The organism is Pseudomonas thermotolerans DSM 14292, from assembly GCF_000364625.1.
Lineage (GTDB): Bacteria > Pseudomonadota > Gammaproteobacteria > Pseudomonadales > Pseudomonadaceae > Aquipseudomonas > Aquipseudomonas thermotolerans.
The window spans coordinates 88,556-112,954 of record NZ_KB822604.1 but is presented as its reverse complement, the minus strand read 5'-3'; the positions used below and the strand labels follow the sequence as shown (position 1 = coordinate 112,954).

At 66.8% G+C, this 24,399-nt stretch carries 22 protein-coding genes; 12 read left to right on the top strand and 10 right to left on the bottom strand.

Translation table 11 applies throughout. From position 1 onward, the window contains the following. The first annotated feature begins 128 nt into the window (after positions 1 to 128). Positions 129 to 1,100 carry a GGDEF domain-containing protein gene (locus H165_RS0106620; protein WP_017938129.1) on the top strand — a complete coding sequence of 324 codons (972 nt, stop codon included), beginning with the start codon at positions 129 to 131 and terminating at the stop codon, positions 1,098 to 1,100. A gap of 30 nt (positions 1,101 to 1,130) precedes the next feature. Here the strand turns inward: H165_RS0106620 and aguA are convergent, their stop codons facing one another. The 5 genes from aguA to H165_RS0106595 form a co-directional block, all read right to left on the bottom strand. Then, positions 1,131 to 2,237, bottom strand: a complete 1,107-nt coding sequence (gene aguA, locus H165_RS0106615) for an agmatine deiminase (protein WP_017938128.1) — start codon at positions 2,235 to 2,237, stop codon at positions 1,131 to 1,133. 53 nt (positions 2,238 to 2,290) lie between these two features. Beyond that, a complete protein-coding gene (aguB, locus tag H165_RS0106610) occupies positions 2,291 to 3,172 on the bottom strand; it encodes an N-carbamoylputrescine amidase (RefSeq protein ID WP_017938127.1) in 882 nt (293 codons plus the stop codon). Positions 3,173 to 3,346: 174 nt separating this feature from the next. Further along, on the bottom strand, positions 3,347 to 4,012 hold the full coding sequence (locus tag H165_RS0106605) for a TetR/AcrR family transcriptional regulator (RefSeq protein WP_017938126.1): 666 nt from the start codon (positions 4,010 to 4,012) through the stop codon (positions 3,347 to 3,349). Between the two features lie 99 nt (positions 4,013 to 4,111). Continuing rightward, positions 4,112 to 5,170, bottom strand: a complete 1,059-nt coding sequence (locus H165_RS0106600) for an extracellular solute-binding protein (RefSeq protein ID WP_017938125.1) — start codon at positions 5,168 to 5,170, stop codon at positions 4,112 to 4,114. A gap of 285 nt (positions 5,171 to 5,455) precedes the next feature. Next, on the bottom strand, positions 5,456 to 6,832 hold the full coding sequence (locus H165_RS0106595) for a glutamine synthetase family protein (RefSeq protein ID WP_026146412.1): 1,377 nt from the start codon (positions 6,830 to 6,832) through the stop codon (positions 5,456 to 5,458). A gap of 275 nt (positions 6,833 to 7,107) precedes the next feature. Between H165_RS0106595 and H165_RS0106590 the strand changes: the two genes are divergently transcribed. From H165_RS0106590 to H165_RS0106555, 8 genes are all read left to right on the top strand, one after another. Beyond that, positions 7,108 to 7,860 carry a gamma-glutamyl-gamma-aminobutyrate hydrolase family protein gene (locus tag H165_RS0106590; protein WP_026146411.1) on the top strand — a complete coding sequence of 251 codons (753 nt, stop codon included), beginning with the start codon at positions 7,108 to 7,110 and terminating at the stop codon, positions 7,858 to 7,860. Positions 7,861 to 7,901: 41 nt separating this feature from the next. Next, a complete protein-coding gene (locus tag H165_RS0106585) occupies positions 7,902 to 9,260 on the top strand; it encodes a glutamine synthetase family protein (protein ID WP_017938122.1) in 1,359 nt (452 codons plus the stop codon). A gap of 50 nt (positions 9,261 to 9,310) precedes the next feature. After that, the gene (locus H165_RS0106580; RefSeq protein ID WP_017938121.1) at positions 9,311 to 10,684 is read left to right on the top strand and encodes an aspartate aminotransferase family protein; all 1,374 of its coding nucleotides are present in this window, start codon (positions 9,311 to 9,313) and stop codon (positions 10,682 to 10,684) included. Positions 10,685 to 10,834: 150 nt separating this feature from the next. Next, entirely contained in the window at positions 10,835 to 11,941 is a 1,107-nt protein-coding gene (locus H165_RS0106575) for a polyamine ABC transporter substrate-binding protein (protein ID WP_017938120.1), read from the top strand. Between the two features lie 161 nt (positions 11,942 to 12,102). Further along, positions 12,103 to 13,197 carry a polyamine ABC transporter substrate-binding protein gene (locus H165_RS0106570; protein WP_017938119.1) on the top strand — a complete coding sequence of 365 codons (1,095 nt, stop codon included), beginning with the start codon at positions 12,103 to 12,105 and terminating at the stop codon, positions 13,195 to 13,197. 144 nt (positions 13,198 to 13,341) lie between these two features. Next, the gene (locus H165_RS0106565) at positions 13,342 to 14,484 is read left to right on the top strand and encodes an ABC transporter ATP-binding protein (protein WP_017938118.1); all 1,143 of its coding nucleotides are present in this window, start codon (positions 13,342 to 13,344) and stop codon (positions 14,482 to 14,484) included. Continuing rightward, on the top strand, positions 14,481 to 15,392 hold the full coding sequence (locus H165_RS0106560) for an ABC transporter permease subunit (protein WP_017938117.1): 912 nt from the start codon (positions 14,481 to 14,483) through the stop codon (positions 15,390 to 15,392). The genes H165_RS0106565 and H165_RS0106560 overlap by 4 nt, the downstream gene beginning before the upstream one ends. Next, a complete protein-coding gene (locus tag H165_RS0106555) occupies positions 15,389 to 16,267 on the top strand; it encodes an ABC transporter permease subunit (protein ID WP_017938116.1) in 879 nt (292 codons plus the stop codon). Before H165_RS0106560 ends, H165_RS0106555 begins: the two co-directional genes overlap by 4 nt. A gap of 60 nt (positions 16,268 to 16,327) precedes the next feature. Here H165_RS0106555 and H165_RS0106550 read toward each other — a convergent pair whose 3' ends face one another. Beyond that, the gene (locus tag H165_RS0106550; RefSeq protein WP_017938115.1) at positions 16,328 to 18,727 is read right to left on the bottom strand and encodes a penicillin acylase family protein; all 2,400 of its coding nucleotides are present in this window, start codon (positions 18,725 to 18,727) and stop codon (positions 16,328 to 16,330) included. Positions 18,728 to 18,844: 117 nt separating this feature from the next. Between H165_RS0106550 and H165_RS0106545 the strand changes: the two genes are divergently transcribed. Continuing rightward, the gene (locus tag H165_RS0106545; protein WP_017938114.1) at positions 18,845 to 19,882 is read left to right on the top strand and encodes an AraC family transcriptional regulator; all 1,038 of its coding nucleotides are present in this window, start codon (positions 18,845 to 18,847) and stop codon (positions 19,880 to 19,882) included. Here H165_RS0106545 and H165_RS0106540 read toward each other — a convergent pair. After that, positions 19,879 to 20,442, bottom strand: coding sequence for a DUF6436 domain-containing protein (locus tag H165_RS0106540; protein WP_026146410.1), 564 nt, complete (start codon positions 20,440 to 20,442; stop codon positions 19,879 to 19,881). The genes H165_RS0106545 and H165_RS0106540 overlap by 4 nt on opposite strands. Before the next feature lie 117 nt (positions 20,443 to 20,559). Between H165_RS0106540 and bipL the strand changes: the two genes are divergently transcribed. Beyond that, positions 20,560 to 21,486 carry a phospholipase BipL gene (bipL, locus tag H165_RS0106535; protein WP_017938112.1) on the top strand — a complete coding sequence of 309 codons (927 nt, stop codon included), beginning with the start codon at positions 20,560 to 20,562 and terminating at the stop codon, positions 21,484 to 21,486. Positions 21,487 to 21,491: 5 nt separating this feature from the next. On the opposite strand, the gene H165_RS0106530 is transcribed toward bipL, so the two are convergent. Next, the gene (locus tag H165_RS0106530; RefSeq protein ID WP_017938111.1) at positions 21,492 to 22,262 is read right to left on the bottom strand and encodes a DUF2059 domain-containing protein; all 771 of its coding nucleotides are present in this window, start codon (positions 22,260 to 22,262) and stop codon (positions 21,492 to 21,494) included. Between the two features lie 85 nt (positions 22,263 to 22,347). On the opposite strand from H165_RS0106530, the gene H165_RS0106525 reads away from it, so the two are divergent. After that, complete coding sequence (locus H165_RS0106525; RefSeq protein WP_017938110.1) at positions 22,348 to 22,974, top strand: 2OG-Fe(II) oxygenase; 627 nt, start codon at positions 22,348 to 22,350, stop codon at positions 22,972 to 22,974. 16 nt (positions 22,975 to 22,990) lie between these two features. Here the strand turns inward: H165_RS0106525 and H165_RS0106520 are convergent, their stop codons facing one another. Beyond that, the gene (locus H165_RS0106520) at positions 22,991 to 23,461 is read right to left on the bottom strand and encodes a thioesterase family protein (protein ID WP_017938109.1); all 471 of its coding nucleotides are present in this window, start codon (positions 23,459 to 23,461) and stop codon (positions 22,991 to 22,993) included. A 128-nt stretch (positions 23,462 to 23,589) separates the two neighbouring features. Next, positions 23,590 to 24,252 carry an isoprenoid biosynthesis glyoxalase ElbB gene (gene elbB, locus H165_RS0106515; protein WP_017938108.1) on the bottom strand — a complete coding sequence of 221 codons (663 nt, stop codon included), beginning with the start codon at positions 24,250 to 24,252 and terminating at the stop codon, positions 23,590 to 23,592. Positions 24,253 to 24,399: the final 147 nt, after the last annotated feature.

Sequence of the window (24,399 nt, the reverse complement as noted above, 5' to 3'; positions counted from 1 at the left end):
CAGGCCACCTGTCCTCCCGGGCAGGTGGCCTTTTTCATGCCTGGGCGGCAGGCGACAGACTGTCTGCCGGCGTCCGGGGAGACGCGATATGCTCCGGGGAAGTCCCGCAACCTCGATCGGATTTTCTAATGGAAGAGAAGACCTCGGTACCCAGTGAGCTGGAAGAACTCACCCTGGCGCTCATACACAGCCGGGCCGAGGTGGAGCGCCTGCGCGAGCGCGAGCAGCTGATCAGCGGCCTGCTGGGCAGCATCAACGCGGTGCTCTGGGTGCTCGACTGGCCGAATCGCAAGATGATCTACGTGAGTCCCGCCTACGAGCGCATCTTCGGGCGTTCCGCCGCGCTGCTGCTGGCGGACTTCAACGAGTGGGTCAACAGCATCTACCCGGACGACCTGGAGTACGCCGTGGGCAGTCTCGCGGAGGCGCTGGAGAAGGGCGCCCTGGAGGAGCGCGAGTACCGCATCCTGCGCGGCGAGGGCGAGCTGCGTTGGATCAGCGACAAGTGTTTCGTCAGCCACCACACCTACAACGGCACCGGCCCCATCCTGGTGGGCATCGCCGAGGACATCACCGACAAGAAGCAGCTGGAGGGCGAGCTGCAGAACCTGGCCATCACCGACGCGCTGACCCAGAGCTACAACCGCCGCTACTTCTTCGAGTGCGCCCGGCGCGAGTTCGATGCCGCGCGCCAGGCCGGCATGCCGCTGGCCTTCCTGCTCTTCGACGTGGACGACTTCAAGCGGATCAACGACAGCCACGGCCATCAGGTCGGCGATCAGGTGCTGCAGGGCATCGCCAGGTGCAGCAGCGCCGCGCTGCGCCGCGGCGACCTGTTCGGACGGATTGGCGGCGAGGAATTCGCCGTGCTGCTGCCGCACTGTGACTCGGCCCTCGCCGGGCAGATCGCCCGGCGCCTGCAGCGGGAGATCCAGCGCCTGGCCCTGCAGGTCGACGGCCAGCGGCTGAGGATCACCGTGAGCATGGGCCTGGCCGACCTGACGCCCCAGGACGAGTCCCTGGACGCCCTCTACAGCCGGGCCGACGCGGCCATGTACCAGGCCAAGCGGCAGGGCAAGAACCGCGTGGTGAGCGGCTGAGGCGGAGCGCCGTCCTGCGGCCGGCCGCTCTCAGCGACGCTGCGGGGCCGGCTGCTGCTGGGTGATGCAGTGGATGTTGCCGCCGCCCAGGAGGATCTCCCGGCCCGGCACCATCACCACCTCATGCTCGGGGAACACTCGGCGGAGGATGGCCTCGGCCTCGGCGTCCTTGGGATCGTCGAAGCGCGGCGCGATGATCCCGCCGTTGACGATCAGGAAGTTCACGTAGGAGCCGGCCAGGCGCACCGAGGGATCGCGCGGCTGGCTGCCGGCCACCCGGTCGACTCCGGCGCACTCCTCCGCGGTGGCGTACAGCGGGCCGGGGATCGGCAGCTTGTGCACCTGCAGCGAGCGGCCGCGGGCGTCGCGCGCCTGCTCCAGCACGCGCAGCGCCGCCTGGCAACGCGGGTAGTTGGGGTCGGCCGGGTCGTCGGTCCAGGCCAGCAAGACCTCGCCGGGGCGCACGAAGCAGCAGAAGTTGTCGACGTGGCCATCGGTCTCGTCGTTGTACAGGCCTTCCGGTAGCCAGATGATGGTGTCCACCGCCAGGTGTTCGCGCAGCACCGTTTCGATCTGCTCACGGGACAGCTGCGGGTTGCGGTTGCGGTTGAGCAGGCATTCCTCGGTGGTGATCAGGGTGCCTTCGCCGTCCACGTGGATGGAGCCGCCCTCCAGAACGAAGCCTTCGGTGCGGTAGCGGTCGCAGCGCTCGACCTCGAGGATCTTGCTGGCCACCTGGTCGTCGCGCACCCAGCTGGCGTAGAGGCCGCCGTCCAGGCCGCCCCAGGCATTGAAGGTCCAGTCCACGCCGCGCACGCTACCTTGGTCGTCAATCACGAAGGTCGGCCCGGTGTCGCGCACCCAGGCGTCGTCGCTGCTGATCTCCACCACGCGGATGCGCGGATCGTCCAGGCGCGCGCGGGCGTTCTCGTATTGGCCGGCGGACACGCACACGGTCACCGGCTCGAAACGGGCGATGGCCTTGGCCACCGCGGTGAAGGCGGCCTGGGCCGGCTTGCCGCCGAGCCGCCAGTTGTCCGGGCGCTCCGGCCAGATCATCCAGGTCTGGCTGTGCGGTTCCCACTCGGCGGGCATGCGGAAGCCGTCGGCGCGCGGGGTAGAGCTTAGGGTGGTCATGGGCACTCCTTGTTCGGCGGCGCCCCGGACGCTCCGGGGCGCGGCTGGGCCGGTTATTCCGAGGGGTTCTCGCCGTCCAGGGTTGCGATCGGCCAGTACAGGTTTGGCCGGCGGTCGCGGAACACGCCCCAGGCGGTGCGGATCTTCTCCAGCTCGTCGAGATCGAAGCTGTGCACCAGCACGCCTTCCTCGCTCTCGTTCAGCTCCTTGACCTTGGCGCCGAACTGGTCGGCGATGAACGAGGAGCCGTAGAAGGTGATGTCGTAGCCGTCCTGTTCTTCCTTGCCGATGCGGTTGCTGGCCACCAGCGGCATCAGGTTGGCGCCGGCGTGGCCTTGCTGGACGCGCTGCCAGTGGTCGCGGGAGTTGATGCTCGGGTCATGCGGCTCGCTGCCGATGGCGGTCGGGTAGAGGAGAATCTCCGCGCCCATCAGCGCCATGCTGCGCGCGCACTCGGGGAACCACTGGTCCCAGCAGATGCCGACGCCGATCTTCGCGTAGCGGGTCTGCCAGACCTGGAACCCGGTGTCACCCGGATTGAAGTAGTACTTCTCGTGGTAGCCGGGGCCGTCCGGGATGTGGCTCTTGCGGTAGATGCCCAGGTTGCTGCCGTCGGCGTCGATGATCGCGATGCTGTTGAAGCGCGCGCGGCCGGCCCGTTCGAAGAAGCTGATCGGCAGTACCACCTGCAGCTCGGCGGCGACCTTCTGGAAGTGCGCGATGGCCGGGTTCTCATCCACCGGGGTGGCCAGCTGGGTGTAGTCGGCGTTGGGCTTCTGGCAGAAGTAGGGGGTTTCGAAGAGCTCCTGGATCAGAATGATCTGCGCGCCCTGGGCGGCCGCCTGGCGCACCAGTTTCTCGGCATTGGCGATGTTAGCGGCGCGATCCCAGGAGCAGGCCATCTGGGTGGCGGCGACGGTGACGATGCGGGACATGGGGCGAACCTCGTGAGTGCGGTTGCGAGAAGGTCTACTGAACCTAGCAGAGACCGGTAACGCCACGGTGAAAGTCGGCGAGTGACGATTTTATAGTCGATAAAAATCGAATTTAGTAGCGAAATTTATCTATCGGATTACGTATCACGATAAGAAAACGGATAAATATCGAACTTATCTCGAGGCTATCTGAAGCTGCTCCAGTGGCCGCTCGCGCTTCGGCAGGTGCGGCGGCAGGTACAGGCCCAGGTAGGCCTCGAACACCCGCATGCCTTCCTCGGCGAGGCGCGGGCTGACCACCCCGTGCAGCTGCACCGAGCGCGCGTAGATCCGGTCGCTGAGCTCCAGGGCCAGGGCGAAGACGTCGACGTCCGCCGGCAGCGGCGGCAGGGCGAAGTGGCGTTCGAACAGCTGCTGCAGCAGCTGGCCGAGCTCGAGGTCGTGCTGCTGGTCGGCGCGGGTGATTTCGGCCAGGCCGTGCTGGGTGAGGATCAGCTGGCGGGCGGCGGCGTCGGCGGCGTAGATCGCCAGCATGCGTTGCTCCACCAGGCGCGCCAGATCGCGCCAGTCGCGCAGCGCGGCGTGCTCCACCGGCTGGTGCAGGGCGGCGCGGAAGGCGGCATGCACGTCGGCGGTGAGCGCCTCGAGCAGGGCCGGTACGCTGGCGAAGAAGTGGTAGACCGAGGAAGGTGGGATCTGCGCGCGTTCCGCCACGCCGTAGATGGACAGCCCGGCCACGCCCTGTTCGGTGAGCAGGGCGCGCGCGGCATCGAGGATCACGGCGATGCGTGCCTGGCTGCTGGCGCGCGGCTTGCGGGTGCTGGCGGGACGTGGCGGCATGGTGGTGGTTCCGGGCCCGGGGGCAGCTATTGGACGTCAGGCGCGGCGCTGCCGGCAAGCCCGTGCGCCCCGCCTGTCGGCTGGGGCGCCGGTCGGCGCTCAGAGGTTGTTGCGGAATTGCGACCAAGTGGCTTCGCGGGTGGCGGCCAGCTTGTCCGGAAGCGGCTCGATGAGGAACAGGCGGCGCTTGGTCTCGCGGTCCGGGTTCAGCTCGGGATGCTTTTCCAGAGTCTCGCTGAGGTACTCGCGGGCGCCGGCGTTGGCGGTGGGGAACAGGGTTTCGGCGCTGATCCGCGCGGCCACCTCGGGGCGCATCAGGTAGTCCATGAAGCGGTGGGCGAGGTCGGGTCGGCGTGCGGTGCTGGGGATCACCAGGTTGTCGATGAACAGGCTGGTGCCTTCCTCGGGGATGACGAAGCGGATCGGCTGGCCGGCATCGGCGGCGACCAGGGCGTCGCCCATCCAGGCCACCGCCAGGCACAGCTGGCCGTTCTTCAGGTCTTCGATGTAGCGCTCGCTATCCACGTAGCGCAGGTGCGGGCGCAGCTTGGCGAGGGTCTGTCCGGCGCGCTGGATCTGTCGCGGTGCGGTGCGCGTCGGGCTGTGCCCCTGGTAGTTGAGCAGGATGGTCATCACTTCGGCTTGGGCGTCGAGGACGCTGATCCCGCAGCCGGCCAGACGGGCGCTCTGCTCGGGGTCGAAGACTAGGCTCCAGCTGTGCGGCAGCGGGCCGCCCCAGGCCTGTTGGGCCTGGGGCTCGTTGATCGCCAGACCCACCGCGCCCCACAGGTAGGGCAGGGCATAGCGGTTGCCGGAGTCGCTGGCGGTCAGCTTGCTGAGCAGTTGGCGGTCGAGGTGACGGCGGTTGGGCAGGCGGTTGAAGTCCAGCGGCTGCAGTTTGCCTGCGGCGATCAGCCCGGGCAGGTAGTCGTTGGAGGGCACCGCCACGTCGATGGCTTCGCCGCGGTCGAGGGTCTCCAGCAGCTCCTGGATGGTGCTGTAGGTGTGGTACTCGACCCGGATGCCGGTTTCCTGCTCGAACTCAGCGAGCACCCCGGGGGCGATGTAGTCGTTCCAGTTGTAGACGCGGATGAGATCCTCGGCGAGGGCAAGGACGGGCGTCAGGGCCAACAGCAATGCAGCCAGCAAGCGCGACATATCGACCTCTATGCAAGCGGTCCGGTCCTCGGGCCGCGACAGTTTGGGATAGACGACGCCTTCGCTGCGCGGAGGGACGAGCCCTGTCCGGCAGCATGGGGCGCTGAACCTCAGGATACTAACTCCGGGGGTGCAATCGATACTGTGCAAATGTCACACCGGCAGGGCGCATCCCTGAGCGCTCACCGGCGAGCTGGAGGGCTTTTTGGGGGGCGCGCCAGCCCGGTACGGTGGGTGCACGCAGAAAAACGCCGGCCAGATGGCCGGCGTTCTGCGGACGTGGCGCTACACCGTGTGCAGGTACCAGTTGTACTCCAGGTCGGAGATCGAGTGCTCGAACTCGGCCAGCTCGCTTTCCTTGCAGGCGACGAAGATGTCGATGTACTTCGGATCGATGTAGCGTGCCAGGATCTCGTTGTCGTCCAGCACGCGCAGGGCGTCGCGCAGGTTGTTGGGCAGACTCTGCTCGAGCTGTTCGTAGGCGTTGCCCTCGATGGGGTCGCCCGGCTCGATCTTGTTGGTCAGGCCGTGGTGAATGCCGGCGAGGATTGCCGCCATCATCAGGTAGGGGTTGGCGTCGGCACCGGCCACGCGGTGCTCGATGCGTACCGCATCGGGGCTGTCGGTCGGCACCCGCAGCGCCACGGTGCGGTTGTCCAGGCCCCAGCTCGGCGCGTTGGGCACGTAAAACTGGCCGCCGAAGCGCCGGTAGGAGTTGACGTTCGGGCAGAGGAAGGCCATCGAGGCCGGCATGGTCTCGAGGACGCCACCCAGGGCGTGGCGCAGTGCCTCGTTCTTCTCCGGATCCTCGCTGGCGAAGATGTTGCGGCCCTCTTTGTCGACCAGCGAGATGTGCACGTGCAGACCGTTGCCGGCCTGGCCTGGGTAGGGCTTGGCCATGAAGGTCGAGTCCATCTCGTGGTCGTAGGCGATGTTCTTCACCAGACGCTTGAGCAGCACCGCGTAGTCGCAGGCTTTAAGGGGATCCGGCACGTAGTGCAGGTTGACCTCGAACTGCGCCGGGGCGCTTTCCTTGACGATGGCGTCGGCCGGAATGCCCTGTTCCTTGGCGCCTTCCAGGATGTCCTGCAGGCAGTCGGCGTATTCGTCCAGGTCGTCGATCAGGTACACCTGGGTGGAGTGCGGGCGCTTGCCGGAGATCGGCGAGCGCGGCGGCTGCGGGCGGCCGTTCACGTTCTCCTGGTCGATCAGGTAGAACTCCAGTTCGAAGGCCGCGCAGATGGTCAGGCCCAGTTCGTCGAACTTCTGCACCACCCGGCGCAGCACTTCGCGGGGGTCGGCGAAGAATGGCTCGCCCTCCCGTTCGTGCATGGTCATCAGCAACTGCGCGGTGGGGCGCTTCTGCCAGGGTTCCCGGCTCAGGGTGCCGGGGATGGGGAAGCAGATGCGGTCGGCGTCGCCGATATCCAGGCCCAGGCCGGTGCTTTCCACGGTGGAACCGTTGATGTCGAGGGCGAAGATGGAAGCGGGCAGGTTGATGCCCTTCTCGTACACCTTGTGGAGGCTGGTGCGTTCGATGCGTTTGCCACGCACGACGCCATTCATATCTGCAATCAGAAGGTCGACGAACAGGACCTCAGGATGTTCCTTAAGGAACGCGTTCGCTTCGTTGAGCTGAACGGCACGCGGGGGTACCGACATGATGAAACACCTTTATTGTTAAAAATATCAATCATTCGACTGACACAGCCTGAGTCAATCGTAAAGCTTGGCGACTGTCAAGCGGGGCATAAATTGCCCTAAATCAGTGCCTTAGCAAGGTTTTTGGGTCATTTTGGGGCGCCGGAGAAGGCTTCCGAGCCATGCGCGGCGCGGGGTTCAACGGGGTGTGTGTGATTTTTTACGGACGTATTGTGTAAAAAAATGAACAAGGCTAAGCTCGAGAAAAACCGATAACAGCAATAAAACGGTGTGCCATGGCTCGTCTGCCATTGATCGGCGTCAGTGCCTGTACCAAGCAGATCGGTCCGCACCCCTATCACATCGTCGGTGACAAGTACGTCCGGGCGGTGGTTGAAGGGGCGGAAGGACTGCCGCTGGTGATTCCGGCGCTGGGCGACCTGCTTGACCAGAAAGTCCTCCTCGATAGCCTGGACGGCTTGCTGTTCACCGGATCTCCGTCCAATATCGAACCCCGTCTGTACGGTGGCGCACCCAGTGCGCCCGGTACCCCTCATGATTCTGCCCGTGACCAGACCACCCTGCCGCTGCTGCGCGCCGCGGTGGAGGCTGGCGTGCCGGTGCTCGGCATCTGCCGTGGTTTCCAGGAGATGAACGTGACCTTCGGCGGCACCCTGCACCAGCGCGTCCACGAGGTCGGTCCCTTCATGGATCACCGCGAACCGGAGAACGAACCGGTCGAGGTGCAATACGCTCCGCGCCATCCGCTGCGCGTGCAGCCGGGTGGCCTGCTGGCCGGGCTCGGCCTGCCCGAGGAAATCCACGTCAACTCCATTCATGGCCAGGGCATCGATCGTCTGGCGCCCGGCCTGCGTGTCGAGGCGGTGGCCCCCGACGGCCTCATCGAGGCGGTTTCCGTCGAGGGCGCCAGCAGCTTCGCGCTCGGGGTGCAGTGGCATCCGGAGTGGCAGGTGCGCACCAACCCTGTCTATCTCGTCATCTTCCGGGCCTTTGGCGAGGCCTGCAGAAGGAGGGCGGGGCAACGCTGAGCTCAGCTATAACAGTTGTGGCTCTTAACCCTGAGGTCTCTATGAGTACCAACCTTGACCAGCTCTCCAGCTGGCTGAAAGAACGCAAGATTACCGAAGTGGAATGCCTGATTAGCGACCTGACCGGCATTGCCCGCGGCAAGATTTCGCCAACCAACAAGTTCATCGCCGAGGGTGGCATGCGCCTGCCCGAGAGCGTGCTCCTGCAGACCGTCACCGGCGACTACGTCGAGGACGACATCTATTACGAGCTGCTCGACGAGGCGGACATCGACATGTTCTGCCGCCCCGACCCGAATGCCGTGTTCATGGTGCCCTGGGCCGTCGAGCCCACCGCCATGGTGATCCATGACACCTTCGACAAGCAGGGCAGTCCCATCGAGCTGTCGCCGCGCAACGTCCTCAAGCGGGTGCTGAAGCTGTACGCCGACCGGGGCTGGCTGCCGATCGTGGCGCCGGAGATGGAGTTCTACCTGACCAAGCGGGTCTCCGACCCGGACTTCCCCCTGGAAGCGCCGATCGGCCGCTCCGGGCGTCCGGAGACCGGCAGGCAGAGCTTCTCCATCGACGCCGCCAACGAGTTCGACCCGCTGTTCGAGGACATGTACGACTGGTGCGAGCTGCAGGGTCTGGACCTGGACACCCTTATCCACGAGGAAGGTCCGGCGCAAATGGAGATCAACTTCCGTCACGGCGAGCCGCTGCACCTGGCCGACCAGATTCTGGTGTTCAAGCGCACCATGCGCGAGGCGGCGCTCAAGCACGACGTGGCGGCCACCTTCATGGCCAAGCCGATCACCGACGAGCCGGGCAGCGCCATGCACATCCACCAGAGCGTGGTGGACATCAAGACCGGCAAGAACATCTTCTCCAACCCCGACGGCACCATGAGCGAGCTGTTCCTGCACCACATCGGCGGGCTGCAGAAGTACATCCCCGAGTTGCTGCCGCTGTTCGCGCCGAACGTCAACTCGTTCCGCCGTTTCCTGCCGGACACCTCGGCGCCGGTTAACGTCGAGTGGGGCGAGGAAAACCGCACCGTCGGCCTGCGCGTGCCGGAAGCCAGCCCGCAGAACCGCCGCGTGGAGAACCGCCTGGCCGGTGCCGACGCCAACCCCTACCTGGCCCTGGCAGCCTCCCTGCTTTGCGGCTACATGGGCATGGTCGAGCAAATCAAGCCCAGCGCGCCGGTCAAGGGGCGCGCCTACGAGCGCCGCAACCTGCGCCTGCCGGTGACCATCGAGAGTGCCCTGGAGCGCATGGAGGCCTGCAAGGACGCCGAAAAGTATCTGGGCGAGAAATTCATGCGCGGCTACGTCGCGGTAAAGCGCGCCGAGCACGAGAACTTCAAGCGCGTGATCAGCTCCTGGGAGCGTGAGTTCCTGCTGCTCTCCGTATGAATGGGGGTCGGGACTGCACCGGTCCCGGCCGACAACTCCGAGGTGAAGTAATGACCAATCAGATCAACAACCCGCAAACCCGCCAGTGGCAGGAAATGAGCCAGCGTCACCACCTGGCGCCATTTTCCGACTACAAGCAGCTGCACGAGAAGGGCCCGAGGATCATCACCAAGGCCAAGGGCGTGCACCTGTGGGACAGCGAGGGCAACAAGATCCTCGATGGCATGGCCGGTTTGTGGTGCATCGCGGTGGGCTACGGCCGCGAGGAGCTGGTCGAGGCGGCCAGCCGGCAGATGCGCGAGCTGCCGTTCTACAACACCTTCTTCCAGACCGCACACCCGCCGGTACTGGAGCTGGCCAAGACCATCGCCGAGATCACCCCGCCGGGCCTGAACCATGTGTTCTTCACCGGCTCTGGTTCGGAAGGCAACGACACTATGCTGCGCCTGGTCCGCCACTACTGGGCATGCAAGGGGCAGCCGGAGAAGAAGGTGGTGATCGCCCGCGTCAACGGCTACCACGGCTCCACCGTGGCCGGTGCCAGCCTGGGCGGCATGAAGTACATGCACGAACAGGGCGACCTGCCGATTCCCGGCATCGTGCACATCCCGCAGCCGTACTGGTTCGGCGAGGGCGGCGACATGAGCCCCGAGGAGTTCGGCATCTGGGCCGCCGACCAGCTGGAGAAGAAGATCCTGGAAGTCGGCGAGGACAAAGTCGCCGCCTTCATCGCCGAGCCGATCCAGGGCGCCGGTGGGGTGATCATTCCGCCGGACAGCTACTGGCCGCGCATCCGCGAGATCCTCGCCAAGTACGACATCCTGTTCGTCGCCGACGAGGTGATCTGCGGTTTCGGGCGTACCGGCGAGTGGTTCGGCAGTGACTACTACGGCAACCGGCCGGACCTGATGACTATCGCCAAGGGCCTGACCAGCGGCTACGTGCCCATGGGCGGCCTGGTGGTCAGCGACAAGGTCTTCGAGGTGATCAACGAGGGCGGCGACTTCAATCACGGCTTCACCTACTCCGGCCATCCGGTGGCCGCTGCAGTGGCCCTAGAGAACATCCGCATCCTCCGCGAGGAGAAGATCGTCGAACGGGTCAGGACGGAAACGGCACCGTATTTGCAAGCTCGTCTGCGTGAGCTGACCGACCACCCGCTGGTGGGAGAGGTCCGCGGCGTCGGCATGCTCGGCGCGATCGAGCTGGTGAAGGACAAGGCCACCCGCAAGCGTTATCCGGAGGAGCTGGCCGTCGGCATGATCTGCCGCGGGCACTGCTTCGACAACGGCCTGGTGATGCGCGCGGTGGGCGACACCATGATCATCGCGCCGCCGCTGGTGATCACCCGCGAGGAGATCGACGAGCTGGTCACCAAGGCACGTCTGTGCCTCGACCTGACGCTGCGGGAGATCCAGGGCTAAAGGGTGCGGGGCGTGAGGGCAACCGGAAAAGTTGTAATCACGCCTCCGACCTTGCCAGACTTCGCCAGTGCGTTGGCCAGGCTCACCGGCAGGTGTCGAGGAACGGGTCCCAACGCCTTCCGGAACTTCAAAACAACAGGAGCTGTGTGCATGAAAAAATTCGGCAAGTCTCTGCTCGCCTTGTCGCTCATGGGGGTGATGGCAGGTGCGGCCCAGGCGCAGGACAAGAAGGAGCTGCACGTCTACAACTGGTCCGACTATATCGCGGCGGACACCATCTCCAAGTTCGAGAAGGAAACCGGCATCAAGGTCGTCTACGACGTCTTCGACGCCAACGAGACCTTGGAAGCCAAGCTGCTGGCCGGCAAGTCCGGCTATGACATCGTGGTGCCGTCCAACAATTTCCTGGCCAAGCAGATCAAGGCCAAGGTCTACCAGCCCCTGGACAAGTCCAAGCTGCCGAACTGGAAGAACCTCGACACCAACCTGCTGAAGACCGTCGAGGTCAGTGACCCGGGCAACCAGTATGCCTTCCCCTACATGTGGGGTTCCATCGGCATCGGCTACAACCCCGACAAGGTCAAGGCGGTGCTCGGCGACGACGCCCCGGTGGATTCCTGGGACCTGCTGTTCAAGCCCGAGAACATCGAGAAGCTGAAGTCCTGCGGCGTCACCGTCCTCGACTCGCCGACCGAGGTCCTGCCGATCGCCATGTACTACCAGGGCCTCAAGCCGGACAATGCCGACCCGAGCGCCTCCGACATCAAGGCTGCGGAAAAGCTGTTCCTGAAGATCCGCCCGTATATCACCTACTTCCACTCCTCCAAGTACATCTCCGACCTGGCCAACGGCAACATCTGCGTGGCGGTGGGCTACTCGGGTGACGTCTACCAGGCCAAGTCGCGCGCCGAGGAGGCCGGCGGCAAGGTGAAGGTCGCCTACAACATTCCGAAGGAAGGCGCCGGTACCTTCTTCGACATGATCGCCGTGCCGGCCGACGCCGAGAACGTCGAGTCCGCCTACGCCTTCATGAACTTCCTGATGAAGCCGGAAATCATGGCCGAGATCACCAACGAGGTGCAGTTCCCGAACGGCAACGCCGCCGCCACTCCTCTGGTGGACGAGTCGCTGCGCAACGACCCGGGCATCTATCCGACCGAGGAGATCATGGCCAAGCTGTACGCCTTCCCGGATCTGACTCCGAAGGCCCAGCGCGCCATGACCCGCAGCTGGACCAAGATCAAGTCCGGCAAGTAAGCGGCAACGGCCTCCGGCGGAAGAAGCTTCCGCCGGAGCACCGCCAGGGTGGAACAGGCCGTCCCGCCCTGGCCCGACGGGCAACCGCGACTGCCGGTTGCGACCAGTTACCACCGACCCACGGGAGCGGGTCACGAACACTAACAAGAACGAGGGCTGACATGCGTATCTCTTTCCGTAGAACCCTGATCGGTGTACTGGCGTCCGTCGGCCTGAGCGCTGGCGCACAGGCTGAGTCGACCGTGCATGTCTACAACTGGACGGACTACATCGGCGAGACCACCCTGGCCGATTTCCAGAAGGCTACCGGCATCAAGCCCATCTACGACGTCTTCGACTCCAACGAGACCCTCGAAGGCAAGCTGTTGGCCGGCCGTTCCGGCTACGACGTGGTGGTGCCGTCCAACCATTTCCTCGGCCGGCAGATCAAGACCGGCGCCTTCCAGAAGCTCGACAAGAGCCTGCTGCCGAACTGGCAGAATCTGGACCCGCGACTGCTCAAGCAGCTCGAAGCCAACGACCCGGGCAACCAGTACGGCGTGCCCTACCTGTGGGGCACCAACGGCATCGGCTACAACGCCGAGAAGGTCAAGGAGGTGCTCGGCACCGACGAGATCGACTCCTGGGCGGTGCTGTTCGAGCCAGAATACATGCAGAAACTCAGCAAGTGCGGCGTCGCCATGCTCGACTCCGGCGACGAGATGATTCCCGCCGTGCTGCAGTACCTGGGCCTGGATCCGAACAGCACCAACCCCGAGGACTACGAGAAGGCGGAGGCGAAGCTGCAGGCGGTCCGCCCCTACGTCACCTACTTCCACTCCTCGAAGTACATCTCCGACCTGGCCAACGGCAACATCTGCGTGGCCGCCGGCTTCTCCGGCGACATCATGCAGGCCGCCGACCGTGCCGAGGAGGCCGGCAAGGGCGTCGAGATCCGCTACGTGATTCCCAAGGAGGGCGGCAACCTGTGGTTCGACGTCCTCGCCATTCCGAAGGACGCGGCCAATCCCAAGGAGGCCCACGCCTTCATCAACTATCTGCTTGAGCCCGAGGTGATCGCCAAGATCAGCGACTACGTCGGTTACGCCAACCCGAACCTCAAGGCTGGCGAGTTCATGGATGAAGAGGTGCTCAACGATCCAGGCGTCTATCCGCCGCAGGAGGTCCTCGACAAGCTGTATGTCTCCAGCGAGCTGCCGCCTAAGGTCCTGCGTCTGATCACCCGGTCCTGGACCAAGATCAAATCCGGCAGGTAACCGCGGTAGCCGCTCCATGCCAGCCGCAGGCGTAGGGAAGGGGAGCCCGGCCGAGCGCCTGTGGCTGCACCCGCGGCAGGCCGGATCTACTAATTAGAAGAATGGCTCCGCTCGGCCGGAGCCCCAAGTTGGGAGTTGTGGTAAATGGCGATAGCCTCTGGTGCGTACAAGAAGGCCCTCGAGGGAAGCCAGCAGCCGAAAGAGGTGCTGGTGAAGATCGACCGGGTCAGCAAACAGTTCGACGAGACCTTGGCCGTCGATAACGTATCGCTGAGCATCAACAAGGGCGAGATCTTCGCCCTGCTTGGCGGCTCGGGGTCGGGTAAGTCGACCCTGCTGCGCATGCTCGCCGGTTTCGAGCGGCCGACCGAGGGTCGCATCTTCCTGGATGGTGTGGACATCACCGACCTGCCGCCCTACGAGCGGCCGATCAACATGATGTTCCAGTCCTACGCGCTGTTCCCGCACATGAGCGTGGCGGACAACATCGCCTTCGGCCTCAAGCAGGATCGCCTGCCCAAGGCGGAGATCGACGAGCGGGTCAACGAGATGCTCAAGCTGGTGCACATGACCCAGTACGCCAAGCGCAAGCCGCACCAGCTCTCCGGCGGTCAGCGTCAGCGCGTCGCCCTGGCCCGCTCGCTGGCCAAGCGGCCCAAGCTGCTGCTCCTCGACGAGCCCATGGGCGCTCTGGACAAGAAGCTGCGCTCGCAGATGCAGCTGGAGCTGGTGGAGATCATCGAGCGGGTCGGGGTGACCTGCGTGATGGTGACCCACGACCAGGAAGAGGCCATGACCATGGCCCAGCGCATCGCCATCATGCACCTCGGCTGTATCGAGCAGATCGGCAGTCCGGTGGACATCTACGAGTCGCCGATCAACCGCCTGGTCTGCGAGTTCATCGGCAGCGTCAACCTGTTCGAAGGGCAGATCATCGAGGACGCCGAGGACCACGCGCTGATCGAGAGTCCGATTCTCGAACGCAAGATCTACGTCGGCCACGGGGTGACCACCTCGGCGGAGGACAAGAGCATCACCTACGCGATCCGTCCGGAGAAGATGCTGATCGCCACCGAGCAGCCGAGCGGCGAGTACAACTGGTCGCGCGGCAAGGTGCATGACATCGCCTACCTGGGCGGCCACTCGGTGTTCTACGTGGAGCTGCCCAGCGGGGCCATCGTCCAGTCCTTCGTCGCCAATGCCGAGCGCCGTGGCGCGCGGCCGAGCTGGAACGACGAGGTCTACGTCTGGTGGGAAGACGATAGCGGGGTCGCGTTGCGCTCATGAAGATCCTCAACCGTCTCAAGTCGCTGCTGCCGCAGGGCCGCCAGCTGGTGATCGGGGTGCCGTTCGCCTGGCTGTTCCTGTTCTTCCTGCTGCCGTTCCTGATCGTGCTGAAGATCAGCCTGGCCGAGGCCGACGTGGCGATTCCACCCTACACGGAGATCTTCGCCTGGGCCGACAACCAGCTGTCGATCATCCTCAACCTCAACAACTACCAGATCCTCACCGAAGACGAGCTGTACCTGGCAGCCTACCTGGGCTCGCTGAAGACCGCGTTCTTCTGCACCCTGCTGTGCCTGCTGATCGGCTACCCGATGGCCTATGCCATCGCCCGCGCCGAGCGGGAGACCCAGACCGTGCTGCTGCTGCTGATCATGATGCCGACCTGGACCGCGATCCTGATCCGCGTCTACGCCTGGATGGGCATCCTCAGCAACAACGGCCTGCTCAACAGCTTCCTGATGGGCATCGGGCTGATCGACAACCCGCTGCAGATCCTCAACACCAACCTGGCTGTGTACATCGGCATCGTCTACTCGTACCTGCCGTTCATGGTGCTGCCGCTCTACGCCAACCTGGTCAAGCACGACCCCAGCCTGCTGGAGGCTGCCGCCGACCTGGGCTCGAGCAACTTCAACAGCTTCTGGAAGATCACCGTGCCGCTGTCGAAGAACGGCATCATCGCCGGCTGCATGCTGGTGTTCATCCCGGTGGTCGGCGAGTTCGTGATCCCCGAGCTGCTCGGCGGCCCGGAGACCCTGATGATCGGCAAGGTGCTCTGGCAGGAGTTCTTCAACAACCGCGACTGGCCGGTGGCCTCCGCCCTGGCGGTGGTGATGCTGGCGATCCTGATCGTGCCCATCATTCTCTTCAACCGTAACCAGGCCAAGGAACTGGAGGGCAAGGTATGAAGCGCTTCGGTTTCTCCAACGTGATGCTCTGGCTCGGCATGCTGTTCATCTACGTGCCGATGGTCATCCTGGTGATCTACTCGTTCAACGCCTCGCGGCTGGTGACCGTGTGGGGCGGCTGGTCGGTGAAGTGGTATGTCGGCCTGCTCGACAACAGCCAGCTGATGGGGGCGGTGATGCGCTCCCTGGAAATCGCCCTGTACACCGCGATCGCCGCGGTGGTGCTGGGCACCCTGGCGGCCTTCGTGCTGACCCGCATCCCGCGTTTCCGCGGCCGCACCCTGTTCGGCGGCATGGTCACCGCGCCGCTGGTGATGCCCGAGGTGATCACCGGTCTGTCGCTGCTGCTGCTGTTCGTGGCCATGGCCCAGCTGATCGGCTGGCCGGCCGAGCGCGGCATGACCACCATCTGGATCGCCCACACCACCTTCTGCACGGCCTACGTGGCTGTGGTGGTGTCCTCGCGCCTGCGCGAGCTGGACCTGTCCATCGAGGAGGCGGCCATGGATCTGGGGGCGCGGCCGTGGAAGGTGTTCTTCCTGATCACCATCCCGATGATCGCGCCCTCCCTGGCGGCCGGTGCGATGATGTCCTTCGCCCTGTCGCTGGACGACCTGGTGCTGGCCAGCTTCGTCTCCGGCCCAGGTGCCACCACCCTGCCGATGGAGGTGTTCTCCGCCGTGCGTCTGGGCGTGAAGCCGGACATCAACGCCATCGCCAGCCTGATCCTGCTGGTGGTGTCGTTCTTCACCTTCCTTGCCTGGTACTTCACCCGCCGCGCCGAGGAGCGCCGCCGCCGGGCGATCCAGCAGGCCATGGAGACCATGGCCGAGGAGGCCGCAGCCAGCCAGACGACCTGGAAGCCGGCCGCCTGAGCCTTCTGCTGGCAGGCAAGCACAACGGGCCCCGCGGGGCCCGTTGTCGTTTCCGGCGGATCAGTCGCGCGCCGGCAGCAGACGCAGCTCGCCGCGGCTGTGCGCAGCGACGTCTGCCTCGGCGTAGTGCTGCGGCTGGTACCGGCCGCGGATGAAGTCCTCCGCCTGGTCGGCATAGTGCCGGTCGAAGGGGACGCCGCTCTGCCCCAGGGGGTTGATGCCCAGGCTGTGCTCGGGATCGGCCAGGTCGATCAGCCGGCGGGTCGAGGGGCCGTGGACCACCGCCCAGGGCGCCGGACCGATGCGGTGGGACAGGTTGTTGGGGATTTCCCGGCCGCCCGGCGCGGCCAGCGGACCGACGTTGAACAGCCAGTCCAGGGGCCGCTGTTGGCCGAGCGGATGACCGTGGGTGAGGGTGTGCACCCGTCCCCAGGTCCATTGCCCGGGATCCTCGCCGAAGCTGCCGCGCAGGTGCGCCAGGGCGTCCTGCCAGGCCTTGGCGACGATCTCGGCGCGCCCTTCCCGGGCCGGGGTGCTGCGGTCGTCCCACCAGGGCGAGTCGGCGTCGGCGGCCAGGCGCGGCAGCGCGCTATCGATGACGCGAGTGCCGAGCAGGCCGTCGAAGAAGGACTCGCCCAGCTCGTCGAGCAGCGCCGCCGCGGCCAACTGGTAGGTCAGCTGGTTGAACAGGGTGGCGTCCACGGAGTCCAGCTCGTGGCGACCGTCCCAGGCCAGCAGGCGCTCCACCAGTTGGCGTTCCTGATCGTCCCGCGCCGCGCCGCGCAGCTCGGCGGCAAGCGGTCGGAGCAGGCGCTGGGGATAGTCGGTGGCGGTCTCCAGCTGCAGCGCCTGGCTGTTCTCCAGGTCCCACTGCACGTCGGCCCTGGCCAGACGGTCATACAGGCGCTGGCCGCGGTCGGGCAGGTTGTAGTAGCCGGGGATGGCAACGCCGCTCGGCGACAACGGCTGGTAGTTGGCGGAGAGGATGAAGCCGCGCGCGGGATTCTCCTCCTGGGGGTTGGCGCTAAACGGCAGGAAGCCGGGCTTGTCCGCCTCGCCGGTGGTGCCGTCGAGGATCAGGCTGGGGTTCACCCCGGCCGGGCGTAGCGGCAGCTTGGCCGCCGCCCACCAGGCGATGTCGCCGTCGGCATTGCCCCATACCACGTTGAGGCCGGGAGCATGGATGCGCTCGGCGGCGCTGCGGGCCTTGTCCAGAGTATCGGCGCGGTTGAGGCGGTAGAAAGCTTCGAGGATCGGGTTCTCGGTGGTCAGGAAGGCCCACCACATGGCGATCGGTCGATCCCCGGCGCCGGCGCCCAGGGCATCGTTGATGATCGGTCCGTGGGGCGAGCGGCGCAGCCGCAGGGTCACCGGCTCGCCGTCCTTGACCTTGATGGTCTCCTCGCGGCTTTCCAGATCCACCCAGCGGCCCTGGTACCAGACCTGCTCGGGGTTCTCCGGGTTGACCTTCTCGGCGATCAGGTCCAGGTCGTCGTTCTGGAACATGGTCAGGCTCCAGGCAAAGCGCCGGCTGTGGCCGAGCAGGGCGAAGGGGCTGAGCGCCTGGTGGTGGCCGTACAGCTCGAAGCCGGGGGCGCTCAGCTGCGCCTCGTACCAGACCGCCGGGGCGGCGTAGCGGATGTGCGGGTCGCCGGCCAAGAGTGGCTTGCCGCTGCGGGTATGCCGGCCGCCCACCACCCAGGCATTGCTGCCCTCGAACTGCGGCAGGCCGGCCGAGGCCAGGGCATTCTGGCTCAGCCGGGCGAGGGCGCCGAGGCCTTGCCAGTCTCGCTCGGTCAGGGCCGCTGCAGCGTCGGCCTGGCGGATCACCCCCTGCGGGTGCCAGTCGAGGTCGAAGATCTTCAGGTAGTCGCTGCCCAGCCGCTCGCGTATGTAGCTCAGCACCGGTTCGGTACGCAGTGCGGCAGCGAAGGTGTAGGCCAGATAGCCGGTGACGCTGACGGTGTCCTCCACGGTGAAGGGCCGCTTGGGGATGCCCAGCAGATCGAACTCCAGAGGAGCCGGGCGGCTGGCCTGGTACTGATTGATGCCGTCCAGGTAGGCGAGCAGGGCGCGCACCTCCGGCGCCTGGCGGTCCAGACGCCCGGCGTAGCGGTCGGCGTGTTCGCGGATGCCCAGGGTGCGGAACAGCTTGTCGGTGTCCACCAAGCGCTCGCCGAGGATTTCGGCCAGTTCACCGCGCGCCAGACGGCGGAGGATCTCCATCTGGAAGAGCCGGTCCTGGGCGTGCACGAAGCCTAGGGCACGGTACAGGTCTTCCTCGTGCTCGGCGCGGAGGTGCGGCACGCCGCGTTCGTCGTAGCGGACGCTGACCGGCGCCTGCAGGCGGGCGAGGGTTAGCTCACCGTCGCGCAGCGGGCGCTTGTGGAGCACATACCAGGTGGCGCCGGCAGCCACTGCAGCGACGGCGACGGTCAGGGCCGTCAGGGTGCGTTTCATCGGCGAAGGACTCCTTGTTCGTTCTTGTCGTGGGCGGGATTCTGCGCAGCCGTTCTGGCGCGGGCATTGACCTGCCACATCAGGGCTGTAAGTCTTTGGTCAACGCCGGAGCCAGCCATGCACGATGCCCACGATTCGCCGCTGACCCACTCGGCCACCTTGCGCCGCCAGCTCTACGAGGCTCTGGCCGAGCAGGGTCTGGACCCCACCGAGGTATACCGCCGCGTCTACCAGCATCGCCGGCTCACCGCGGTGCCGGTGGACGCCCGCCTGGAACACGACAGCGCGCCGTTGTTCTGGCAGGCGCTGCCGGAGATCACCGGCGACCCGGACATCGGCCTGCACCTCGGTGAGGCGATGAAGCCGCGGCTGCTCGACGTGGTCGGCTACCTGATGCTGGCCAGCAGCGACCTGCAGCAGGCGCTGGACAGCCTGGTGCGCTTCCAGGCCATCCTCTCCGGCGGTCTGCTCGCCCGGCTGCAGGTGGAGGACGACGAGGCGCGCCTGGTGATCGACCTCAACTATCTGGGCCATCCGCCGCTGCGTCAGCAGATGGAGTGCCTGGCGCTGCTGCTGATCAAGTTGCTGGGCTTCCTCACCGATGGCGAGTTCCGCCTGAGTGGTCTGCACTTCCGGCATGCCCAGCCGCGGCGGACCGCCGAGCACCGCCGGCTGTTCGGCCTGCTGCCGTGCTTCGGCCAGGCCCATGACTGTCTACTGTTTCCCGCGGCGCTCCTGCGCCGGCCGTCGCGCACCGCCAATCCGGGTCTGCATGCGCTGCTCAGCGCGCATGCCCGGCGCGAGCTGGACGGCCTGCTGGAGAGCCAGCTGCTGAACCGTCTGCGCTACCTGCTCGGTGTGCGCCTGGCCGGCGGCGACTGTTCGCTGGCCGCCTGCGCGGCGGAACTGGGGATGTCGGCGGCTGGCCTGCAGCGCGCCCTGGCCGCCCAGGGCAGCAGCCTGCGCCAGGTGCGCGAGAGCGTGCGCCAGCAGCGTGCCCGGGAGCTGCTGCGCCGCGGCGTGGCGATCCGCGAGGTGGCACGGGCCTGCGGCTTCGCCGAGCTGTCGCCGTTCTACCGGGCCTTCCGCCGCTGGTACGGCGAGACCCCCGAGCGCTTCCGCGCCCGGCAGCGCGATCCGGCGGGCACGGGTTAGCGCCAGGCACAGAAGCAGCCGCTCGCCAAGGTGTTGGCGGCGCTGACCGGGCGGCCCGCGGCCAGGGCTTCCAGCACCGGCTCGATGAAGCTGTTCGCCGAGTTGCACACCGCGCCTTCGCTGTAGGGGCCGAAGTAGGCGAGGCGCCCCTCGCCGTCCCAGATGCCCACCGCCGGGCTGGCCGGCAGACGTTCGGCACCGGGCAGGCCGTCCAGCGCCTGTAGGGTGCTCAGGCCGGCAGGCAGGTGGCCCCGGCTGCCAGGCTTCTGCACCGCGTAGAAGACCACGCCGCGCGGCGCGAAACGCGCCACCAGCTCGGCGAGGTGCTGCTGGTTGCCGACGTTGCAGGGGCAGGCCGGGTCCCAGAAGTGCACCAGGCGGATCGGCCCCGGCCCGGCCAGCTCGGTCGGCAGGCGCAGCTGCTGACCGTCGAACAGGGTGGCGGCGTCGGCGAAGGGGCGCAGGTAGCGCTCCTGGTACCAGTGCCAGGCGGCGAACAGGGCGACGGCCAGCAGCAGGAGCAGGACGGCGATCGGCAGCGGACGGCGGGACTGGGACATGGCGGACCGGTCGGGAGCGAGGCGCATAGCTTGCCATGCCGCGCCGCGCAGCTGAATATCGGCGGCGGCCCCGGCGTGTTTGGCGCCAGGGCCTGGTCGCTGATGATGGAAGGTCCCATGCCCGAGCGTTTCCCGCCCGAATTCTTGCGTCTGCACCTGCGCCCGCTGGCGGAAATGGCTGCCGAGCCGCCCCAGGTGGCTGCCTACCGGGCCTTCTACGGCCTGGAGTTCCCCGGCGCCGAGGCGCGCATGGGGCTGTTCCCGGCCGCTGGCTACCAGATCGTCGCCCAGGCCTGGTGGCCGGCCGAGCCGCGCGGCACCCTGCTGCTGCAGCACGGCTACTACGACCACGTCGGCCTCTATCGGCACCTGATCAGCTGGGCGCTGCAGCTGGGCTTCGCGGTGCTCGCCTGCGACCTGCCCGGGCACGGCCTGTCCAGCGGGCCGCGGGCCAGCATCGGCGACTTCGCCGAGTACCAGCAGGTGCTCGAAGGTCTGCTCGCCCAGGCAGCCACCCTGGGCCTGCCGGCGCCCTGGCATCTGTGCGGGCAGAGTACCGGCGGGGCGATCCTGATCGACTACTTGCTGCACGGCTCGGTGCGCGCCGAGGTGGCCGAGACGGTGCTGCTGGCGCCTTTGGTCCGGCCGCGCGCCTGGGGCTGGTCGAAGCTCAGCTACCAGTTGCTACGGCCCTTCGTCAGCAGCATCCCGCGGCGCTTCAGCGCCAACTCCACCGACCCCGCGTTCCTCGACTTCGTGCAGCGCGATCCGCTGCAGCCGCTGATTCTGCCCACCGCCTGGGTCGGCGCTCTGGCTCGCTGGGTGCCACGCATCGAGGCGGCGCCGGGGCGGCCACGGCGGCCGCTGATCGTCCAGGGCCAGGCGGACATGACGGTGGACTGGCGGCACAACCTGGAGGTGCTCGGCGCCAAGTTCGCCGAGCCCGAGCTGCTGCTGCTGTCCGAGGCGCGCCACCACCTGGCCAACGAGAGCGAGACGCTGCGCCGTCGCTACCTGGACTTCCTGTGCGAGCGCCTGGTTTAGGCGGGTCAGATGCTCGGCGTGGCCGGGGCCAGCTGCTCGCTGCTCTGGCCCACCGCCAGGCCGGCGCGCACCGCGGCCAGGGCGGCCTGGTAGTAGGCCTGGCCGGCCGCGGACTGGGCGAATTCGACGAACTCCTCCAGCTCCGGGTCGGAGAGCTCGCGGTAGACGTACAGCAGGGTGTTGTCGAGGTCCTCGCCGATCTGTTCCATCAGCCGCTGGCGCTGGCTTTCCAGCATGCCGAGGGCCGCCTGGCCGCCGCCGAGCAGGCCGGGGAGCATCTGGCTGAGGCTGTCGGCGGCCACTCCGGCGAGCGCCAGGCTGACCTCGGCCCCGGCCTCGCGGGCCGGCAGGGCCTGGGCCAGGTGGCGGATCAGCAGGCGTCGGGTGGCCTCGGCCTGCATGCGCGGCAGGCCGTTGGCGTTCTTCAGCAGTTCCTCGCGACTGGTGGCCTTGACCTCGGCGGCGACGACCTTGCGGCCTAGGGGCGATCGGAAGAACGCCAGCGCCGGGGCCGGATCGGCGAGCTGCGCGCGCAGCTTGGCCTGGGCGCGCTGGTCCACGGCCTGGGGCGCGAAGCGCTTGTTGCTGTTGTCCACCAGGGCCTGGTAGACCGCCGGTGGCAGGCTGCTGCGGTAGCGCTGCTGGGCGGCTTCCAGGGCGGAAATGAAATGCGCGCGCTGTTCCGGCCAGCCGGCGGCCTGGTAGAGCTGGCTATGGTCGTCGGCCAGACTGGGCAGGCCGAGCAGCAGTAACAGACAAGCGAGAAGGACGCGCATAGGGACTCCTGTCAGGAAGGCGGCTATTCTTGCGGCGGCGCAGCGGCTTGTCGAGGTGTCCGGTCGCGCTGCTAGAATCGCCGCCATGTCCGACATCACCTGCCATCCGCTGTTCGATCGCATCGTCGACGACCTCGCCGTCCGCGGCTGGTCGCGGCAGGATCTGTTCCTGCCAGCGGATCAGACCCGCGAACTGGCCGCTGAGTGCCGTGAACGTTATCGCCGCGGCGAACTGGTCCCTGCCGCCATCGGTCGCGGAGCCGGCCAGCAGGTGCAGGAAGGCATCCGTGGCGACCGCATCCAGTGGCTGGAGCCTGGCCAGTCGGCGGTCGGCGACCGCTATCTGGCGCTGATGGACGGGCTGCGCCAGACCCTCAACCAAAGCCTCTACCTCGGCCTGGCGGATTTCGAGTGCCACTTCGCCTGCTACCCGCAGGGGGCCTTCTACCGCCGTCACCTGGATCGTTTCCGCGACGACGACCGGCGCACCGTGACCGCACTGGTCTACCTCAACGAAGACTGGCAGCCCGAGCACGGCGGCGCCCTGCGCCTGTATCTGGAGGAGGGCGGCGCCGAGTGCAGCAAGGATATCCTGCCCGTCGGCGGCAGCCTGGTGGTGTTCATGTCCGCCGACCTGCCCCACGAGGTGCTGCCGGCCAGTCGCGAGCGCCTGTCGCTGACCGGCTGGTTCCGTCGCCGCGGCGCCTTCTAGACGCCCGCTCTTTCTCTCAGCCGCACAAGTAGGTGCCGGTGCCCACCGCCACCAGGGTGCCATCGTCGCCGTGCAGCTCCATGCGTACCACTGCCACCTTGTTGCCGGCGCGCAGCGGCAGGGCGGTGGCGGTGAAGCGCGCGCCGCGCCCGGGGCGCAAGTAGTCGATGCGCAGGTCGATGGTGCCCAGTCTGGTAAGCCGCGCCATGCGTTCGGCGCTGGGCAGGTGCCGGTGGTTGGCGAAGGCGCCGATCAGCGCCATGGCCCCGCCGCAGGTGTCCAGCAGCGCGGAGATCACCCCGCCGTGGAGGATGCCGTGGACGAAGTTGCCGACCAGCTCGGGCCTCATCGGCAGGTGCATGGTCACCCGCTCCTCGCTCAGCTCGCCGATCTCGATGCCGAGCAGGCGATTGAAGGGAATGCGCTCGAAGAACTGGTAGATCGCCAGGCGCAGCTCGTCGGTCAGTTCGAAGGGCGTGTCGGTCATGGCGCAGGGGCATCCGTGGACGGGAGGCCCTACGGTGCCGAAGCGTGCCGGCGGCGGCCAGAGGGGCGGCGGGAGTGCCGCGCAGATTGGCCGGATCGCCGGCAGGCTGCGCCGGAGCAGGGCGGCGCTCAGGCGTGGCCGGCCAGCTCCAGGACCCGGTCGACCAGCTTGTTGATGCCGGCGGCGGCCTCGCTGATCGATTGCGCCAGCATGTAGGCGGGGGTAGTGACCAGCTTGCGCTGGGCATCCTCGACCACGTCGCCGACCACGCATTCCTCGTGGACCGCGCCCATCTTCTCCAGGGCCGCGGCGGTGTCCGGGTCGTTGCCGATGGTGCAGATCACCCCTTCGCCGTAGAAGCGCGCGGCCAGCGAGGGGGCGATGCAGATCAGACCGATCGGCTTGCCGGCGGCGGCGAAGGCCTGGCCGAGGGCCAGCACGTCCGGCTGCACGGTGCAGTCGGCACCCTTGAGGGCGAAGTCGGAAAGGTTCTTGGCGGCGCCGAAGCCGCCGGGAATGATCAGGGCATCGAAATCCTCGACCTTGGCTTCGCGCACGTCCTTGACGTTACCGCGGGCGATGCGCGCGGACTCGACCAGAACGTTGCGGCTTTCCGGGGCCTCCTCGCCGGTCAGGTGGTTGATCACGTGCAGCTGGGCGACGTTCGGCGCGAAGCACTGCACCTGGACGCCGCGTTGGTCGAGGCGCAGCAGGGTGATCACGCTTTCGTGAATCTCGGCGCCGTCGAAGACGCCGCAGCCGGACAGGATCACTGCGACTTTCTTGGTCATGAATAACTCCTGAACGTGGAAGGGGCCGATCAAGGGGAACATGGCGCGACCGGCCCGTCATGAATCGCTACTGCACCACTAGCGGAGCATTGCGGTCAAGCGCGCGGGCGTCTGCCCGGCCGTCCGCGTGTCGCCAAATGCCGCTGC

Coding starts and splice junctions, on each gene's coding strand:
- H165_RS0106555 (WP_017938116.1), top strand. CDS start 15,389: ATGAAGCGCTTCGGTTTCTCCAACGTGATGCTCTGGCTCGGCATGCTG.
- H165_RS0106550 (WP_017938115.1), bottom strand. CDS start 18,727: ATGAAACGCACCCTGACGGCCCTGACCGTCGCCGTCGCTGCAGTGGCT.
- H165_RS0106560 (WP_017938117.1), top strand. CDS start 14,481: ATGAAGATCCTCAACCGTCTCAAGTCGCTGCTGCCGCAGGGCCGCCAG.
- H165_RS0106545 (WP_017938114.1), top strand. CDS start 18,845: ATGCACGATGCCCACGATTCGCCGCTGACCCACTCGGCCACCTTGCGC.
- H165_RS0106620 (WP_017938129.1), top strand. CDS start 129: ATGGAAGAGAAGACCTCGGTACCCAGTGAGCTGGAAGAACTCACCCTG.
- H165_RS0106595 (WP_026146412.1), bottom strand. CDS start 6,832: ATGTCGGTACCCCCGCGTGCCGTTCAGCTCAACGAAGCGAACGCGTTC.
- H165_RS0106570 (WP_017938119.1), top strand. CDS start 12,103: ATGCGTATCTCTTTCCGTAGAACCCTGATCGGTGTACTGGCGTCCGTC.
- H165_RS0106590 (WP_026146411.1), top strand. CDS start 7,108: ATGGCTCGTCTGCCATTGATCGGCGTCAGTGCCTGTACCAAGCAGATC.
- H165_RS0106525 (WP_017938110.1), top strand. CDS start 22,348: ATGTCCGACATCACCTGCCATCCGCTGTTCGATCGCATCGTCGACGAC.
- H165_RS0106530 (WP_017938111.1), bottom strand. CDS start 22,262: ATGCGCGTCCTTCTCGCTTGTCTGTTACTGCTGCTCGGCCTGCCCAGT.
- aguA (WP_017938128.1), bottom strand. CDS start 2,237: ATGACCACCCTAAGCTCTACCCCGCGCGCCGACGGCTTCCGCATGCCC.
- elbB (WP_017938108.1), bottom strand. CDS start 24,252: ATGACCAAGAAAGTCGCAGTGATCCTGTCCGGCTGCGGCGTCTTCGAC.
- bipL (WP_017938112.1), top strand. CDS start 20,560: ATGCCCGAGCGTTTCCCGCCCGAATTCTTGCGTCTGCACCTGCGCCCG.
- H165_RS0106585 (WP_017938122.1), top strand. CDS start 7,902: ATGAGTACCAACCTTGACCAGCTCTCCAGCTGGCTGAAAGAACGCAAG.
- H165_RS0106605 (WP_017938126.1), bottom strand. CDS start 4,012: ATGCCGCCACGTCCCGCCAGCACCCGCAAGCCGCGCGCCAGCAGCCAG.
- H165_RS0106565 (WP_017938118.1), top strand. CDS start 13,342: ATGGCGATAGCCTCTGGTGCGTACAAGAAGGCCCTCGAGGGAAGCCAG.
- H165_RS0106580 (WP_017938121.1), top strand. CDS start 9,311: ATGACCAATCAGATCAACAACCCGCAAACCCGCCAGTGGCAGGAAATG.
- H165_RS0106600 (WP_017938125.1), bottom strand. CDS start 5,170: ATGTCGCGCTTGCTGGCTGCATTGCTGTTGGCCCTGACGCCCGTCCTT.
- aguB (WP_017938127.1), bottom strand. CDS start 3,172: ATGTCCCGCATCGTCACCGTCGCCGCCACCCAGATGGCCTGCTCCTGG.
- H165_RS0106575 (WP_017938120.1), top strand. CDS start 10,835: ATGAAAAAATTCGGCAAGTCTCTGCTCGCCTTGTCGCTCATGGGGGTG.
- H165_RS0106520 (WP_017938109.1), bottom strand. CDS start 23,461: ATGACCGACACGCCCTTCGAACTGACCGACGAGCTGCGCCTGGCGATC.
- H165_RS0106540 (WP_026146410.1), bottom strand. CDS start 20,442: ATGTCCCAGTCCCGCCGTCCGCTGCCGATCGCCGTCCTGCTCCTGCTG.